This window comes from Streptomyces sp. NPDC002867, assembly GCF_053591895.1.
Genome location: NZ_JBSFUR010000036.1, coordinates 48,956 through 64,149 on the forward strand (window position 1 = coordinate 48,956; position 15,194 = coordinate 64,149).

The 15,194-nt window shown below is 71.0% G+C and carries 15 protein-coding genes; 1 reads left to right on the plus strand and 14 read right to left on the minus strand.

What is annotated here, in order from left to right; all coding sequences use genetic code 11:
• Positions 1–9 precede the first annotated feature (9 nt).
• From ACWD0A_RS26600 to pgsA, 14 genes are all read right to left on the minus strand, one after another.
• Positions 10–555, minus strand: a complete 546-nt coding sequence (locus tag ACWD0A_RS26600; RefSeq protein ID WP_451302036.1) for an adenine phosphoribosyltransferase — start codon at positions 553–555, stop codon at positions 10–12.
• The gene (gene secF / locus ACWD0A_RS26605; RefSeq protein WP_451302038.1) at positions 552–1,661 is read right to left on the minus strand and encodes a protein translocase subunit SecF; all 1,110 of its coding nucleotides are present in this window, start codon (positions 1,659–1,661) and stop codon (positions 552–554) included. The genes ACWD0A_RS26600 and secF overlap by 4 nt, the downstream gene beginning before the upstream one ends.
• 1 nt (position 1,662) lies before the next feature.
• Positions 1,663–3,447: a protein translocase subunit SecD gene (gene secD / locus ACWD0A_RS26610; protein WP_451302040.1), complete on the minus strand. Its 1,785-nt coding sequence runs from the start codon at positions 3,445–3,447 to the stop codon at positions 1,663–1,665.
• A gap of 147 nt (positions 3,448–3,594) precedes the next feature.
• Entirely contained in the window at positions 3,595–4,074 is a 480-nt protein-coding gene (yajC, locus tag ACWD0A_RS26615; RefSeq protein ID WP_451302042.1) for a preprotein translocase subunit YajC, read from the minus strand.
• A 164-nt stretch (positions 4,075–4,238) separates the two neighbouring features.
• On the minus strand, positions 4,239–5,303 hold the full coding sequence (gene ruvB, locus ACWD0A_RS26620; protein ID WP_451302044.1) for a Holliday junction branch migration DNA helicase RuvB: 1,065 nt from the start codon (positions 5,301–5,303) through the stop codon (positions 4,239–4,241).
• Positions 5,304–5,546: 243 nt separating this feature from the next.
• Positions 5,547–6,155: a Holliday junction branch migration protein RuvA gene (ruvA, locus tag ACWD0A_RS26625; protein WP_451302046.1), complete on the minus strand. Its 609-nt coding sequence runs from the start codon at positions 6,153–6,155 to the stop codon at positions 5,547–5,549.
• Positions 6,152–6,685: a crossover junction endodeoxyribonuclease RuvC gene (ruvC, locus tag ACWD0A_RS26630; RefSeq protein ID WP_451302048.1), complete on the minus strand. Its 534-nt coding sequence runs from the start codon at positions 6,683–6,685 to the stop codon at positions 6,152–6,154. The genes ruvA and ruvC overlap by 4 nt, the downstream gene beginning before the upstream one ends.
• Positions 6,686–6,802: 117 nt before the next feature.
• Positions 6,803–7,555 (minus strand): YebC/PmpR family DNA-binding transcriptional regulator, encoded by a 753-nt coding sequence (locus tag ACWD0A_RS26635; protein WP_451302050.1) that lies wholly within the window; start codon positions 7,553–7,555, stop codon positions 6,803–6,805.
• Between the two features lie 62 nt (positions 7,556–7,617).
• Positions 7,618–8,202 carry a pyridoxal 5'-phosphate synthase glutaminase subunit PdxT gene (pdxT, locus tag ACWD0A_RS26640; RefSeq protein ID WP_307716418.1) on the minus strand — a complete coding sequence of 195 codons (585 nt, stop codon included), beginning with the start codon at positions 8,200–8,202 and terminating at the stop codon, positions 7,618–7,620.
• Positions 8,202–9,110: a pyridoxal 5'-phosphate synthase lyase subunit PdxS gene (gene pdxS / locus ACWD0A_RS26645; protein WP_177153221.1), complete on the minus strand. Its 909-nt coding sequence runs from the start codon at positions 9,108–9,110 to the stop codon at positions 8,202–8,204. Before pdxS ends, pdxT begins: the two co-directional genes overlap by 1 nt.
• 135 nt (positions 9,111–9,245) lie before the next feature.
• Positions 9,246–9,809 carry a hypothetical protein gene (locus ACWD0A_RS26650; protein WP_177153222.1) on the minus strand — a complete coding sequence of 188 codons (564 nt, stop codon included), beginning with the start codon at positions 9,807–9,809 and terminating at the stop codon, positions 9,246–9,248.
• Positions 9,810–9,891: 82 nt separating this feature from the next.
• Complete coding sequence (locus tag ACWD0A_RS26655; protein ID WP_451302053.1) at positions 9,892–11,055, minus strand: glycosyltransferase family 4 protein; 1,164 nt, start codon at positions 11,053–11,055, stop codon at positions 9,892–9,894.
• Positions 11,052–11,954 (minus strand): phosphatidylinositol mannoside acyltransferase, encoded by a 903-nt coding sequence (locus ACWD0A_RS26660; protein WP_451302061.1) that lies wholly within the window; start codon positions 11,952–11,954, stop codon positions 11,052–11,054. Before ACWD0A_RS26660 ends, ACWD0A_RS26655 begins: the two co-directional genes overlap by 4 nt.
• Positions 11,954–12,652, minus strand: a complete 699-nt coding sequence (pgsA, locus tag ACWD0A_RS26665; protein WP_451302055.1) for a phosphatidylinositol phosphate synthase — start codon at positions 12,650–12,652, stop codon at positions 11,954–11,956. Before pgsA ends, ACWD0A_RS26660 begins: the two co-directional genes overlap by 1 nt.
• 263 nt (positions 12,653–12,915) lie before the next feature.
• On the opposite strand from pgsA, the gene ACWD0A_RS26670 reads away from it, so the two are divergent.
• On the plus strand, positions 12,916–15,126 hold the full coding sequence (locus ACWD0A_RS26670) for an elongation factor G-like protein EF-G2 (protein WP_451302057.1): 2,211 nt from the start codon (positions 12,916–12,918) through the stop codon (positions 15,124–15,126).
• Positions 15,127–15,194: the final 68 nt, after the last annotated feature.

Consider the following 15,194-nt stretch of genomic DNA (forward strand, 5'->3'; position numbering starts at 1 on the left):
GGCCGGCCGTCAGAGCGTGATCAGCGCCTCCAGCGGCGCCCCGCCCAGGGCGCCGCCCAGCCGGTCACGTCCGCCGAGGAAGGCGAGCTCCATCAGGACCGCGATGCCCGCGACCTCCGCGCCCGCCCGCCGGATGAGCTCCAGCGAGGCCTCGGCGGTCCCGCCGGTGGCGAGGACGTCGTCGATGACCATGACGCGGTCTCCCGCGCTCAGGTCCTCGGCGTGCACCTCGATCTCGGCGGTGCCGTATTCCAGCTCGTACGCCTGTCCCAGCGTCGCCCCGGGCAGCTTGCCGGCCTTGCGCACCGGAACGAACCCGATGCCGGCGCGGACGGCGACCGGCGCCGCGAGGATGAAGCCGCGTGCCTCGAGGCCGACGATCTTCGTCGCGCCGTGCCGGACGCAGAGCTCGGTGAGCGCGTCCGTCAGCGCCGTGAAGGCGACCGGGTCGGCGAGCAGGGGCGTGATGTCCTTGAACACGACTCCCGGCTTCGGGTAGTCGGCGACATCGCGGATGCGGCTGAGCAGCAGCTCCCTGGTGTCGGAGGCGGTCACCGGCGCCTGCCCGAGGGACGGCCGCGCCCGCGGCCGCGCTGGCCGACGACGGCGCCGGCCGGCGCCGCGTCCTCCTGCACGTCGTCGGCGTCGTCGGCGCCGTCGGTCTGCTCGGACTCCGGCGACTCGCCCTTGGCCGCGGCGGCCGCGCGCTTGGCGAGCACCCGCTTCTTCAGGGCCTTCATCTGCGGCTCGCGCTCCTTGAGGTCGGCGACCAGCGGAGTGGCGATGAAGATCGAGGAGTACGCACCGGCGGCGAGACCGACGAACAGCGACAGCGAGATGTCGTTCAGCATGCCGGCGCCGAGGACACCGCCACCGATGAACAGCAGGCCGGCGACCGGCAGCAGGGCGACGACCGTGGTGTTGATCGAACGCACCAGGGTGCTGTTGATGCTGCGGTTGGCGATCTCGCTGTAGGTCCAGCGGGTCTGCTTGGTGATGTCCTTCGACCCCTCCTTGAGGGAGTCGAAGACGACGACCGTGTCGTACAGCGAGTAACCGAGGATCGTGAGCAGACCGATCACCGTGCCCGGCGTGACCTCGAAGCCGACGAGGGCGTAGACGCCGACGGTGATGGTGATGTCGTGGATCAGCGCGACCAGGGCCGCGACCGCCATGCGCCACTCGAAGGCGATGGCCAGATAGATCACCACGAGGATCATGAAGACGCCGAGGCCGGTCCACGCCTTGTTGGCGATCTGCTCGCCCCAGCTGGGCCCGACGAGCTCGGCGTTGATCCGCTCCGCGTCGACGTCGAGCGTCTCGGAGAGCTCGGCGGCGACCTTGTCGGCCTGCTGCGTGTCCAGCTCACTGACCTGGATGCGCATGCCGCCGGTGCCGAGCTCCTGGACGATCGCGGGGTGGCCGGAGGCCTCTTCCGCGGCTTCCTGGGCCTGGGCGACCGACACGCTGGTCTTCGGAGTGGTGAAGACGGCACCGCCCTTGAACTCGATGCCCATGTTGAGGCCCTGGACCGCGAGGCCGAGGATGGCCGTGATGGTGATCAGGATCGAGACGCCGTACCAGATCTTGCGCTTTCCGACGAAGTCGTAGCCGACCTCGCCCTGGTACAGCCTGGCACCGAGGTTTCCGAGTCGTGACATCTCACGCCTCCTTCGGGTCGGTGGGGGCGGAGATGCGACGGGAGCGGCGCAGCGGCGGCTTGGCGCCGAGCCGCTTCGGGTCCAGTCCGGACCACGGGTGGCCGCTCGCGAAGAACTTGTGACGGGCGAGGATCGTCATGATCGGCTTGGTGAACAGGAAGACGACCACCACGTCGAGCAGGGTCGTCAGACCCAGCGTGAACGCGAAGCCCTGGACCTTGCCGACCGTGACGACGAAGAGCACGGCGGCGGCGAGGAACGACACGAAGTCGGAGACCAGGATCGTGCGCCGGGCACGCGGCCAGGCACGCTCCACGGCCGGACGCAGCGTGCGGCCCTCGCGGATCTCGTCCCTTATGCGTTCGAAGTAGACGATGAACGAGTCGGCGGTGATACCGATCGCGACGATGGCGCCGCAGACCGCGGGCAGGTTCAGCGCGAAGCCGATGCCCGGGCCGAGCAGAGCCATGATCGTGTACGTCAGGATCGCGGAGGCCATGAGGCTGAGGATCGCGATCAGGGCCAGGCCGCGGTAGTAGACGACGAGGTAGATCACGACGAGCGCGAGGCCGATCGCACCGGCGATCAGACCGGCCTGGAGCTGTTCACCGCCGAGGGCGGCGGTGACCGTCGTGACGCTCTGCTCCTCGAAGGACAGGGGCAGGGCGCCGTAGGACAGGATGTTGCCCAGGTTCTGGGCGGAGTCCTGGGTGAAGTTGCCGGTGATCTCGGCGCTGGCGCTCAGCGTCTGGTTCACCTGCGGGGCCGAGACCACTTCACCGTCGAGGACGATGGCGAACTGGTTCATCGGGGGCTGCTGCTGGGACAGGCGGCTGGTGATCTTCTGGAACTTCTTGGCACCGCTCTCGGTGAAGTCCATCGTGACGATCCACATGCCGCGCTGCTGGTCGAGCTGGCCCTTGGCGTCGTCGACGTCCTTGCCGTCCACCTCGGCCGGGCCGAGGATGTACTTCTCCCACTGGCCCACGCTGTTCTTGCCGCAGGCGAGGGCCGTCTCGGTCGGCTTGACGCCGTCACCGAGCTTGCCGCGGGCCTTGGCGTCCGTGCAGTCCAGAGCGGTGAACTGCTTCTCCAGCGCGGCGGAGGCCGGGTCGCTGGAGGGCGTCGGCTCGGGCTTGTCCGAGGGCGCCGGGCTCTCGGACGTCTTCGGCTTGTCCGAAGCGGACGGCGTGGGGCTCGCCGCGGGGGCCTTGAGGCCCTCCGTCACGGCACGGCCCTGGGTGGTCGCACTGGCCGACGGGGTGGCGGAAGGGGAGCCGGAGGGGGCGCCGGCCTTCGGCTTGTCCGTCGCCTTGTCGTCCTTGGGCTTGCCGCTGGACGACGCGCTCGGGGAGGGCTCGGGGGCTGCGGGGCCGCCGGCGGCGACGGTCAGCACGGGCCGGAAGAAGAGCTGGGCGGTGGTGCCGACCTGCTCACGGGCCTGCTCGGAATTCGTCCCCTTGGGGATGTTGACGATGATGTTCCGGTCGCCCTGGGTCTGGACCTCGGCCTCGGAGACACCCAGACCATTGACACGGCGCTCGATGATGCCGACCGCGGTGTTCATGTTGGTCTCGTTGACGGCGCTCTCTTTGCCGGGCTCGCTCTTCGCCTCGAGCGTGATGGTCGTACCGCCCGCCAGGTCGATGCCCAGACGCGGCGTGAGCTGCCCCGCCCAGAACATGCCACCCGTGAGCGCGACCATGGCGATCAGGATCAGAACCAGGGAACGCCCCGGCTTACCCTGAGCCCCCGCGGGCCTTCGGCCCCTGTTCGGTGCTGCCACCTTCTCGTTTCTCCCTGTCCAACCGCCTGCGCCGGGTGTGCGCCGAGGCGGCCACGAAGTGTTGTGGGGACCTGCCCCCGAAGGTCAGTCGGCACAACCGGGGGACCGCCCGGCGCCGGTGGGCGCCGTCGCGGTCCCCGATCGTGACTACTTCGCGTCGGCCTCGCCGTCGGTCTTGCCGTCCTTGGTGTCGACGTCCTTCGCCTCGGCGTCGTCCGCGTCCGTGTCGGCCTTCTTGCCGAGGTCGACCTTGTCGGAGTCGGTGGTCTCGTCGGCCGCGGCGTCGCCGCTCAGCGAGGACGCGTCGTCGGAGACGACGGTGGCGCTGTCGGTCTTGACATCGTCGTCACCGTGGACGATGCGGTTGTACTCGTCGTCGGCGAGGACCGCGCCGATGGCGTTCTTCGCGAACACCAGGTGCACTCCGGGGGCCGCCTCGAGGAGGACCGTGTCGTCGTTGACCTCCTTGACGGTCGCGTAGAGGCCACCGATGGTCCGCACTCCGGTGCCGGGCTGCATCTGGTCACGCATCTGCGCGGCCGCCTGCTGCTTCTTCTTGGCGGAGCGGGTCATCAGGAACATGGCCCCGATGAGCACGATGAAAGGGAGGAGGGTCAAGATATCCACGGCGGGGAATTCCTTCGCACGACCGCGCTGATGAACGGCCTGATCTACGGGGGTGGGCATGCCGACCCGGAAGGTCGGCATCGGCGGAGTCTAAGCGAGTCCGCATCACTGGAACAACGCCCAGCATCCCACCGTGGTTCCGCAGGGGGCGACTCCCCTCGCCGTCACGCCCCGAACAGCCCCTGTTGTCCACTTGCGCCCTGCTGAGGCGGCACGAGCCCGAGGTGGGCCCAGGCCGCGGGCGTGGCCACCCGGCCCCGGGGCGTCCGGGCCAGCAGACCCTCGCGCACGAGGAAGGGCTCGGCCACCTCCTCGACCGTCTCGCGCTCCTCCCCCACCGCGACCGCGAGCGTGGACAGACCGACCGGGCCGCCCCCGAACAGCTTGAGCAGCGCTTGCAGCACCGCCCGGTCCAGCCGGTCCAGGCCGCGGCTGTCGACCTCGTACACACCGAGGGCGGCCGCGGCCACCTCCCGGGTGATGAGGCCGTCCGCCTTGACCTGGGCGTAGTCCCGGACCCGGCGCAGCAGACGGTTGGCGATACGCGGCGTGCCGCGTGAGCGGCCGGCGATCTCCGCGGCGCCCTCCGCCTCGATGTCGAGGTCGAGAAGCTGTGCCGAACGGTGGATGACGCGCTCCAGTTCGACGGGCTCGTAGAACTCCATGTGCGCGGTGAAGCCGAAGCGGTCGCGCAGGGGTGGCGGCAGCAGACCGGCCCTGGTCGTGGCGCCGACGAGGGTGAACGGAGGCAGCTCCAGGGGGATGGCGGTGGCCCCCGGGCCCTTGCCGACGATCACGTCGACGCGGAAGTCCTCCATCGCCATGTAGAGCATCTCCTCGGCGGGCCGGGACATGCGGTGGATCTCGTCGAGGAAGAGGACCTCTCCCTCCTGGAGCGAGGAGAGGATGGCCGCGAGGTCGCCCGCGTGCTGGATGGCGGGGCCCGAGGTGATGCGGATCGGGGCGTTCATCTCCGCGGCGATGATCATCGACAGGGTGGTCTTGCCGAGGCCGGGTGCACCGGAGAGCAGGACGTGGTCGGCGGTGGCGCCGCGGGCGAGGGCCGCCTTGAGCACGAGGTCGAGCTGCTCGCGCACGCGCTCCTGGCCGACGAACTCGGCCAGCGACTTGGGTCGCAGGGCCGCCTCGACAGCCTGGTCCTCGCCGTCGGCGGCGCCGCCGACCAGCCGCGGTTCCGTGTCGGCGGTGGTCTCGTCGTCCCAGTTCACGTGGTGTCTGCCTTCTCGGTTCGTACGGTTGCGTGCGGACGGGCGCGCTGCGCGGGGCGTTTTCCCTCCCCGCCCCTTCCCGTAACCGGGGCAAGCCCCGGACCCCGTACCGCGCTTCGCGCGGTGTCCTCAATCGCCGGACGGGCTGACAAAGTCAGCCCCGCCGGCGCTTGAGGCGTGGGGGCCCGGGGGCGGAGCCCCGGTTCGGGAAGGGGAGCGCTAGGGGAACACCCCGCAGGGACCTCAGCGTGCCCTGTTCAGGGTCTGGAGTGCGGCTCGGAGCAGGGGGCCCACCTCGGGCGCGGGGCCCAGGGACTCCGCCTGCGGCGCCACGGCCGTCACCGCCTCGTCCGCCTCGCGGGTCGCGTAGCCGAGGCCGATCAGCGCGGCGTGCAGCTGGTCGCGCCAGGACTGGCTGACCGGCGCACCGACCGCGGTCGTGGAGCCGACCGGCGCGCCGAGACGGTCCTTCAGCTCCAGCAGCAGCTTCTGCGCGCCCTTCTTGCCGATCCCCGGCACCGCCGTCAGCGCCTTCTCGTCGCCGCTCGTGACGGCGACCCGCAGCGCGTCCGGTGTGTGCACGGCGAGCATCGCCTGGGCCAGGCGGGGACCCACGCCGCTCGCGGTCTGCAGGAGCTCGAAGACCTGGCGCTCGTCGTCGTCGGCGAAGCCGTAGAGCGTCAGCGAGTCCTCCCGGACCACCAACGACGTGGCCAGCCTGGCCTCCTGACCGAGTCTCAGTCCGGAGAGGGTGTTCGGTGTGCACTGCACGGCCATGCCGACGCCGCCGACCTCGATCACGGCCGTGGTCGGGGCGAGGGCGGCCACCGTGCCGCTCACAAAGGCGATCATGCGGTCCGGCCTTTCGTTGCGTGATGCGCGGCGACCGCCTGCTGCAGGCGGTTCTGCGCGGGGGCGCGCCAGATGTGGCAGATGGCGAGGGCGAGGGCGTCCGCGGCGTCGGCGGGCTTCGGCGGTGCGTCGAGCCGTAGCAACCGGGTCACCATGGCGCCGACCTGCGCCTTGTCGGCCCGTCCGCTGCCGGTGACGGCCGCCTTGACCTCGCTGGGCGTGTGCAGGGCGACGGGGATCCCGCGACGGGAGGCGCAGAGCATGGCCACGGCGCTGGCCTGGGCCGTGCCCATCACCGTGCGGACATTGTGCTGGCTGAACACGCGCTCGACGGCGACGAATTCGGGGCGGTGCTCGTCGAGCCACTGCTCGATGCCCTGCTCGATCGCGACCAGCCGGTGGCCCAGATCGGCGTCCACCGGGCTCCGGACGACTCCGACGCCGCGCATCGTCAGCGGACAGCCGGCCACTCCCTCCACGACACCGACACCGCACCGGGTCAGCCCAGGGTCCACCCCGAGAACGCGCACGCGTCCCACCCCTCCTTCGCTCAGCTGTTTGTGCAGGCTATCGGCTGCCACCGACAACCGCCGACAACGCGACGGGCCGACGGGGATGCCCCCGTCGGCCCGTCGTACGAGCGTGGATCAGGCGTCGACCTTCTCCATGACCTCGTCCGAGACGTCGAAGTTGGCGAAGACGTTCTGCACGTCGTCGCTGTCCTCGAGCGCGTCGATCAGCTTGAAGATCTTGCGCGCGCCCTCCTCGTCCAGCTCGACCTGCATGGTCGGGACGAAGTTGGCGTCGGCCGAGTCGTAGTCGATGCCGGCCTCCTGGAGGGCGGTGCGGACCGCGACCAGGTCGGTGGCCTCGCTCAGCACCTCGAAGGACTCACCGAGGTCGTTGACCTCCTCGGCGCCCGCGTCCAGGACGGCGCCGAGGACGTCGTCCTCGGTCAGTTCGCCCTTGGGGACGATGACGACGCCCTTGCGGTTGAACAGGTACGAGACGGAGCCCGGGTCGGCCATCGAGCCGCCGTTGCGGGTCATGGCGACCCGCACGTCGGAGGCGGCGCGGTTGCGGTTGTCGGTGAGGCACTCGATGAGCACCGCGACACCGTTCGGGCCGTAGCCCTCGTACATGATCGTCTCGTAGTCGGCGCCACCGGCCTCCAGGCCGGCTCCGCGCTTGACCGCGGAATCGATGTTCTTGTTCGGAACCGAGCTCTTCTTGGCCTTCTGGATGGCGTCGAACAGCGTCGGGTTGCCGTCGGGGTCACCGCCGCCGGTACGGGCCGCGACCTCGATGTTCTTGATCAGCTTCGCGAAGAGCTTGCCGCGCTTGGCATCGATCACGGCCTTCTTGTGCTTCGTCGTAGCCCATTTAGAGTGGCCGGACATCTGCCTGTCTCCTTCGCGTAACCCATTCCTGAACGAACCCCAGAGATCCTACCGGGATCCCGTCAGGCCCCCGTGCGCACCATGTCGACGAACAGGCCGTGCACGCGGTGGTCACCGGTCAGCTCGGGATGGAACGAAGTAGCGAGCACCTTGCCCTGCCGTACCGCGACGATGTGGCCGTCGTGCTCGGCGAGCACCTCGACCTGGGCGCCGACGGACTCCACCCACGGGGCGCGGATGAAGACGCCCTCGACGGGACCGACGCCGGACACCTCGACGGTCGCCTCGAACGACTCGTTCTGCCGGCCGAAGGCATTGCGGCGGACGATCATGTCGATGCCGCCGAGCGTCTCCTGGCCCGAGCGCGGGTCGATGATCTTCTCGGCGAGCATGATCAGACCGGCGCAGGTGCCGTAGACCGGCATGCCCGCCGCGATGCGCTCGCGCAGCGGCTCCAGCATGCCGAACAGCGTGGCGAGCTTGGACATGGTCGTGGACTCGCCGCCGGGGATCACCAGGCCGTCGACCTCGGCCAGTTCCTCGGGCCGTCGCACCGGCCTGGCCACGGCGTCCGCCGCGGCCAGGGCGATCAGGTGCTCCCGTACGTCGCCCTGGAGGGCCAGGACACCGATCACGGGCGTCGTCATTACCAGCCCCGGTTCGCGTAGCGCTCGGCCTCGGGCAGGGTGTCGCAGTTGATGCCGACCATGGCCTCGCCCAGGTTGCGGGAGGCGTCCGCGATGATCTTCGGGTCGTCGTAGAACGTGGTGGCCTTCACGATGGCGGCGGCGCGCTTGGCCGGGTCGCCCGACTTGAAGATGCCGGAGCCGACGAAGACGCCCTCGGCGCCGAGCTGGCGCATCAGCGCGGCGTCGGCCGGAGTGGCCACGCCACCGGCGGAGAACAGCACGACCGGCAGCTTGCCGAGCTCGGAGACCTCCTTGACGAGCTCGTACGGGGCGCGCAGCTCCTTGGCGGCGGCGTACAGCTCGTTGTTGTCGAAGCCGCGCAGCTTGGCGATCTCGTTCTTGATCTGGCGCAGGTGACGGACGGCCTCGACGACGTTGCCCGTGCCGGCCTCGCCCTTGGAGCGGATCATGGCCGCGCCCTCGGCGATACGGCGCAGGGCCTCGCCCAGGTTGGTGGCGCCGCAGACGAACGGGGTGGTGAAGGCCCACTTGTCGCTGTGGTTGACCTCGTCGGCCGGGGTCAGGACCTCGGACTCGTCGATGTAGTCGACGCCCAGGGACTGGAGCACCTGGGCCTCGACGAAGTGGCCGATACGCGACTTGGCCATCACCGGGATGGAGACCGCGTCGATGATCTCCTCGATCATGTTCGGGTCGGACATCCGGGCCACGCCGCCGTCCTTGCGGATGTCGGCGGGCACGCGCTCCAGGGCCATGACGGCCACGGCGCCGGCATCCTCGGCGATCTTCGCCTGCTCGGCGTTGACCACGTCCATGATCACGCCGCCCTTGAGCTGCTCCGCCATGCCGCGCTTGACGCGGGCGGTACCGGTCTCGGGGGTCTGCGGGGTGGTGGTGCTGGACACGGATGGACCTCACTCGATGACGACGTTGTGATGCGTCACCGATGGAACATCCGGGGACCAGTCCACATCAAGGGCCAATAGTCACCCCGTGGATCGTTTTGGGTGGGGCCGGTCCGTCGGCGCGGCCGGGGACTTTCAGGCGGGCCGGTCCGCCAGCGCGGCGGGGGGCTCGTCGTCCATCTCGAACGCCATGGGGAACGGGGCGTGGCCGGCGAGCCGGAACCAGCGCACCGTGCGGTGCCGGCGCAAGGCGCGCGCGGCGCGGACGGTGTCGTTGTGGAACCGGCGCGCCATGGGGACGCGGCGCACCGCCTGCGCGAGCTCGCCGGCGGCGTCCTCGCCTCCCGGGACCGCGCGCAGGGCCTCCATCTGCTCGGCCTCACCGAACACCGCCCGCAGTGCGGCGCTGAGTTCGCTCTCGGCGACCTCGCGGTGCTCCTCCTCCGCCTGCCGCGCCTCGTGCGCGGCCTCGTACAGCACGATGGACGCGGCGGGGTCGAGCACCCCGGAGGTCGCGAGCTCCTGTGCGACCGAGGCGCGCCGCAGGAGCTGCGCGTCGAGCGCGGCCCGGGCGGCGTCGATCCGCGCGTGGAGCCGGTCGAGTCGCCCGGCGGTCCAGCTGAGGTACATGCCGATGGCCACGAGGGCGACGACGATCCAGATCAGGGTGCTCACGGGCGGCAAGGCTACCGGGCCCATGGGGGCGCCTCCCCACGCCCGAAGGGCTGTGGGGAGGGCGGACGACCCGGCCGCGCTCCCGTGGTGGGGCCGGGCAAGGGCCTCAGCCCCGGGCCACCAGCCCCAGGCGGGCCCGCAGGCCCGGGCGGTCGTCGGTCGCCACCGACGCCGCGCCGTCCGTCACCGTCTCGTACACGGCGAGGATGTCCGCGCCCACCGTCGACCAGTCGAACCGCCGCACGTGCGCGCTGCCCCGCTCGCGCAGCTCCCGCCGCCGGTCCGGGTCGCCCAGCAGGCGGATCGCCGCCGAGGCCAGCGCGTCCGCGTCCTCGTTGGCGAACAGTTCCCCCGCCGCGCCCTTGTCCAGCACCTGGGCGAACGCGTCCAGGTCGGAGGCCAGCACCGGCGCGCCCGCCGACATCGCCTCGACGAGGATGATGCCGAAGCTCTCCCCGCCCGTGTTGGGCGCCACGTACACGTCGACGCTGCGCAGCAGCCGTGCCTTGTCCTCGTCGCTGACCATCCCGAGGAACTCGACCCGGGAGCGCATCGCGGCCGGCAGGGACGCGACGGCCTCCTCCTCGTCACCGCGCCCCGCGACCAGCAGCCGCGCGTCCGGGCAGGCGTCGAAGATCGCCGGAAGCGCCTTCATCAGCACCGGCAGGCCCTTGCGCGGCTCGTCGATGCGGCCGATGAAGCCGATCGTGCCGTTCTGCCACTCCGCCTTCGGCTCGGCCTTCTCGAAGAAGCCGACGTCGACGCCGTTCGGGATGACGACCGCGTCACCGCCGAGGTGCTCGACGAGCGTGCGGCGGGCGTACTCGCTGACGGCGATCCGCGCGCTGATCTTCTCCAGCGCGGGCTGCAGGATCGGATAGGCCGCGATCATGGCCCGCGACCGCGGGTTGGACGTGTGGAACGTGGCGACGATCGGCCCCTGCGCGGCCCAGCAGGAGAGCAGGCCCAGGGAAGGCGACGCCGGCTCGTGGATGTGGATGACGTCGAAGGTGCCGTCGTGGAGCCAGCGCCGCACCCGGGCCGCGGACAGGAAGCCGAAGTTGAGCCGGGCGACCGAGCCGTTGTACGGCACGGGCACGGCGCGGCCCGCGGAGACCACGTAGGGCGGCAGGGGTGTGTCGTCGTCCGCGGGGGCGAGGACGGAGACGTCGTGCCCGAGCCCGATGAGGTGCTCGGCCAGGTCTCTGATGTGGAACTGCACGCCACCGGGCACGTCCCACGAGTACGGACAGACGATGCCGATCCTCACGTCCTGTCCTCCCGGGGTTCGAGGTCCGAGATCCACAGCCGCTGCAGCATGTGCCAGTCCTCCGGGTGCTCGGCGATGCCCTCGGCGAAGACGTCCGCGAGGGCCTGCGTCATGGAGGACGTCTTCTCGGCCCGCGTGCCTGACGGGGGGACCTCGACAGGCGGGTGGATGCGGCCCTTCATCACGGGCGTCTCGTCGTACCAGAGCGTCACCGGGAGCAGCAGGGCGCCGGTCTGCTGGGCCAGCAGCGCGGGTCCTGCGGGCATGCGGGCCGTCTCGCCGAAGAAGGTCACCTCGACGCCGGAGGCGGACAGGTCGCGGTCCGCGACCAGGCAGACGAGGCCGCCGTCGCGCAGCCGCCGGGCCAGCGTGCCGAAAGCCGACCCGCCCGTGTGCGGCAGGACCTCCATGCCGAGGCTCTCGCGGTAGGCGACGAACCGGTCGTACAGCGACTCCGGCTTGAGGCGTTCGGCGACCGTGGTGAAGGGGATGCCGAGCGCCCGGGTCACCCAGATCCCGGCGACGTCCCAGTTGGCGAGGTGCGGCAGGGCGATGACGACGCCCCGGCCCGACGCGAGGCCGTCCGTCAGGTGATGGATGTCCTTGGGGTCGAAGCTGAGCCGGGCGCGCTCCTGGTTCCAGTTCGGCAGCCGGAAGGACTCCATCCAGTAGCGCATGTACGAGCGCATGCCCGCCTTGGAGAGCTCGGCCAGACGTTCGGCCCCCGCGTCGGGAACGACGCGTGCGAGGTTGGACTCCAGCCGCAGCACGCCCTTGCCGCGCCGCCTCCAGGCGGCGTCGGCGATGGTGCGGCCGAGTCCGGCGGCCACCGGCTCGGGCAGCTTCTTCACCGCGCCCCAGCCCAGTCCGTACAGTGCGTCGGTCAAACGGTCGCGCATCATGATGTCCCGGCCCCTTCCTGCTCGGCCCCGCCGGGCAGGGCCCCGCCGGGCTGCCGGGCCTCGGCGGCCTCCGCCTCGGCGGACTCGCGCCGTACGGTGACCACCCGCTGCCCCAGCGTCACCAGACTGCCGACGGCGACGATCCACAGCGCGATCGGCAGCAGGACGTCGATGCCGGGCACCCCGAACCCGTGGAGGCCGGCGAGGCCGGCGGCGACCAGCGAGATGACGAGCCGCTCGGCGCGCTCGACCAGTCCGTTGACGGCGACGGGCAGGCCGATCGATTCTCCCCGGGCCTTGGTGTACGACACGACCTGGCCGCTCGCGAGGCAGAAGATCGCGACCGCGCAGAGCATGTTGTCGTCGCCCTTGCCCGCGTACCAGAGCGCGAAACCGCCGAAGATCGCGCCGTCGGCGACCCGGTCGAGCGTCGAGTCGAGGAACGCGCCCCAGCGGCTGGAGACGCCCGCCTGCCGGGCCATGTTGCCGTCGACGAGGTCGGAGAAGACGAACAGCGTGATGACGATCGTGCCCCAGAAGAACTCGCCTCTGGGGAAGAAGACCAGCGCTCCCGTCACGACTCCGGCCGTGCCGATCAGCGTGACGGCGTCGGGGCTCACCCCGCGGCGGAGCAGAAACGCGGCGAACGGTGTGAGAACACGCGTGAAGAATGCACGCGCGTACTTGTTCAGCATGGCCTTCCCGAGGGTTCGGTGGGCCGTGTGGCCCCTACGGCCACCGGCTGGCCCATCGTAGCCAGGACGGTGACGGCCCACGGGCCGGACCCGGACAGGTGCTGCGCGTCCGACGTATGGACGCACCATGTCGACAGTGGAAAGCTCGAAAGACACCGCGGGCATCGCCGGAGCTGCCCCGGACGACGATTCGGGACATCGTCCCGGCTTGCCGCGCCCGCGGCTTTCCCTCCTCGCCGTGCAATCGATCGGGAGGCAAGATCATGGGCGACAAGGCGCATGCACACCCCGGAGCCGCCGGCAGAGCAGTAACGGCCGACCACCCCGCATCCGTACGGAATGTGGTGCTGGTCGGCCACAGCGGGTCGGGCAAGACGACGCTGGTCGAGGCGCTGGCGCTGACCGCGGGAGCAGTCAACCGGGCCGGCCGGGTCGAGGACGGCGCCACGGTCTCGGACTACGACGAGATCGAGCACCGCCAGCAACGTTCCGTACAGCTGTCCCTCGTGCCCGTCGAATGGGGCGGGTACAAGATCAACCTTCTCGACACTCCCGGATACGCGGACTTCGTCGGGGAGCTGAGGGCCGGTCTGCGAGCAGCGGACGCGGCCCTCTTCGTCGTCTCGGCCGCGCAGGAGGCCGACGCCGTGGCGGGCGCCTGCCGCGCGGTGTGGGAGGAGTGCGCGGCAGTGGGCATGCCGCGCGCCATCGTCGTGACACATCTGGAGACCGCGCGCACCGGCTTCGAGGAGCTCACCGCCGTCTGCGGGCAGATCTTCGGCGGCGACGATCCCGATGCGGTCCTGCCGCTCTACCTGCCGCAGTACGGCCCCCAGCAGGCGGACGGTCACGCACCGGTCACCGGCCTCGTCGGACTGCTGACGCAGAAGATCTTCGACTACTCGTCCGGCGAACGGAAGGAGTCCCCGCCCGACCCCGCGCAGACCCCGCTGATCGAGGAGGCCCGCAACCGGCTCATCGAGGGCATCATCGCGGAGAGCGAGGACGAGACCCTCATGGACCGCTACCTCAGCGGTGAGGAGATCGACCTCAAGACCCTCGTCGACGACCTGGAGAAGGCCGTGGCGCGCGGCACCTTCCATCCGGTCCTCGCCGCCGCCCCCGCGGCCGACGGCGCCCGGCAGGGCCTCGGCACGGTCGAGCTGCTGGAGCTGATCACCGGCGGCTTCCCGACCCCGCTCGAGACGACGCCGCCCGACGTCACGACCCCCGACGGGTCCCCGCGGCCCGCGATCACCTGCGACCCGGCCGGACCGCTCGTCGCCGAGGTGGTCAAGACGGCCTCGGACCCGTACGTCGGCCGTGTCTCCCTGGTGCGCGTCTTCTCCGGGACGCTGCGGCCCGACGAGACGGTGCACGTCTCCGGTCACGGGCTGGCCGACCGGGGGCACGAGGACCACGACGTCGACGAGCGCGTCGGCGCCCTGTCCGCGCCCTTCGGAAAACAGCAGCGCCCGCTCCCCCACGCCATCGCCGGTGACCTGGCCTGCGTCGCGAAGCTGTCCCGCGCCGAGACCGGAGACACCCTCTCGGCCAAGGACGACCCGCTGCTGATGGCGCCCTGGACGATGCCCGATCCGCTGCTGCCGCTCGCCATCCAGGCGCACAGCAAGGCGGACGAGGACAAGCTGTCGCAGGGCCTGACCCGCCTCGCCGCCGAGGATCCGACGATGCGGCTCGAACAGAACCAGGACACCCACCAGGTGGTGCTGTGGTGCATGGGCGAGGCACACGCCGATGTCGCCCTCGAACGGCTCCGCAACCGCTACGGCGTCCAGGTCGACGTCGTGCCCCACAGGGTCCAGCTCCGCGAGACCTTCGCCGCCGGCTCCGCGGGGCGCGGCCGTCATGTGAAGCAGTCCGGCGGCCACGGGCAGTACGCGATCTGCGAGATCGACGTCGAACCCCTGCCGGCCGGCTCCGGCGTCGAGTTCGTCGACAAGGTCGTCGGCGGAGCGGTGCCGCGCCAGTTCATCCCGTCCGTGGAGAAGGGCGTACGCGCCCAGGCCGCGCGCGGTGTCGCCGCGGGCTATCCGCTCGTCGACGTACGGGTCACCCTGCGGGACGGCAAGGCGCACTCGGTGGACTCCTCCGACGCGGCCTTCCAGACCGCGGGCGCCCTCGCACTGCGCGAGGCCGCGGCCGAGGCGCGGATCAACCTGCTGGAGCCCGTGGCCGAGGTGCAGGTGCTCGTCCCGGACGAGTACGTGGGGCCGGTCATGAGCGACCTGTCCGGCCGGCGCGGCCGGGTCATCGGCACCGAACAGGCGGGCGGTGGGCGCACGCTGGTGCGCTCGGAGGTGCCGGAGATCGAGATCGGGCGCTACGCGGTCGACCTGCGCTCCATCTCGCACGGCACGGGCCGGTTCAGCCGGACCTACGCACGGCACGAGCCGATGCCGCAGCAGGTGGCGGACCGGATGCGCGACGACCGTGTCGCCCTCTTTCCATGACGCAGTCGCCCCGAGGATCTGCACCCGGTCCCCCATGCGTACGGTGCCGCGCTCGACGGCTCCCGTGA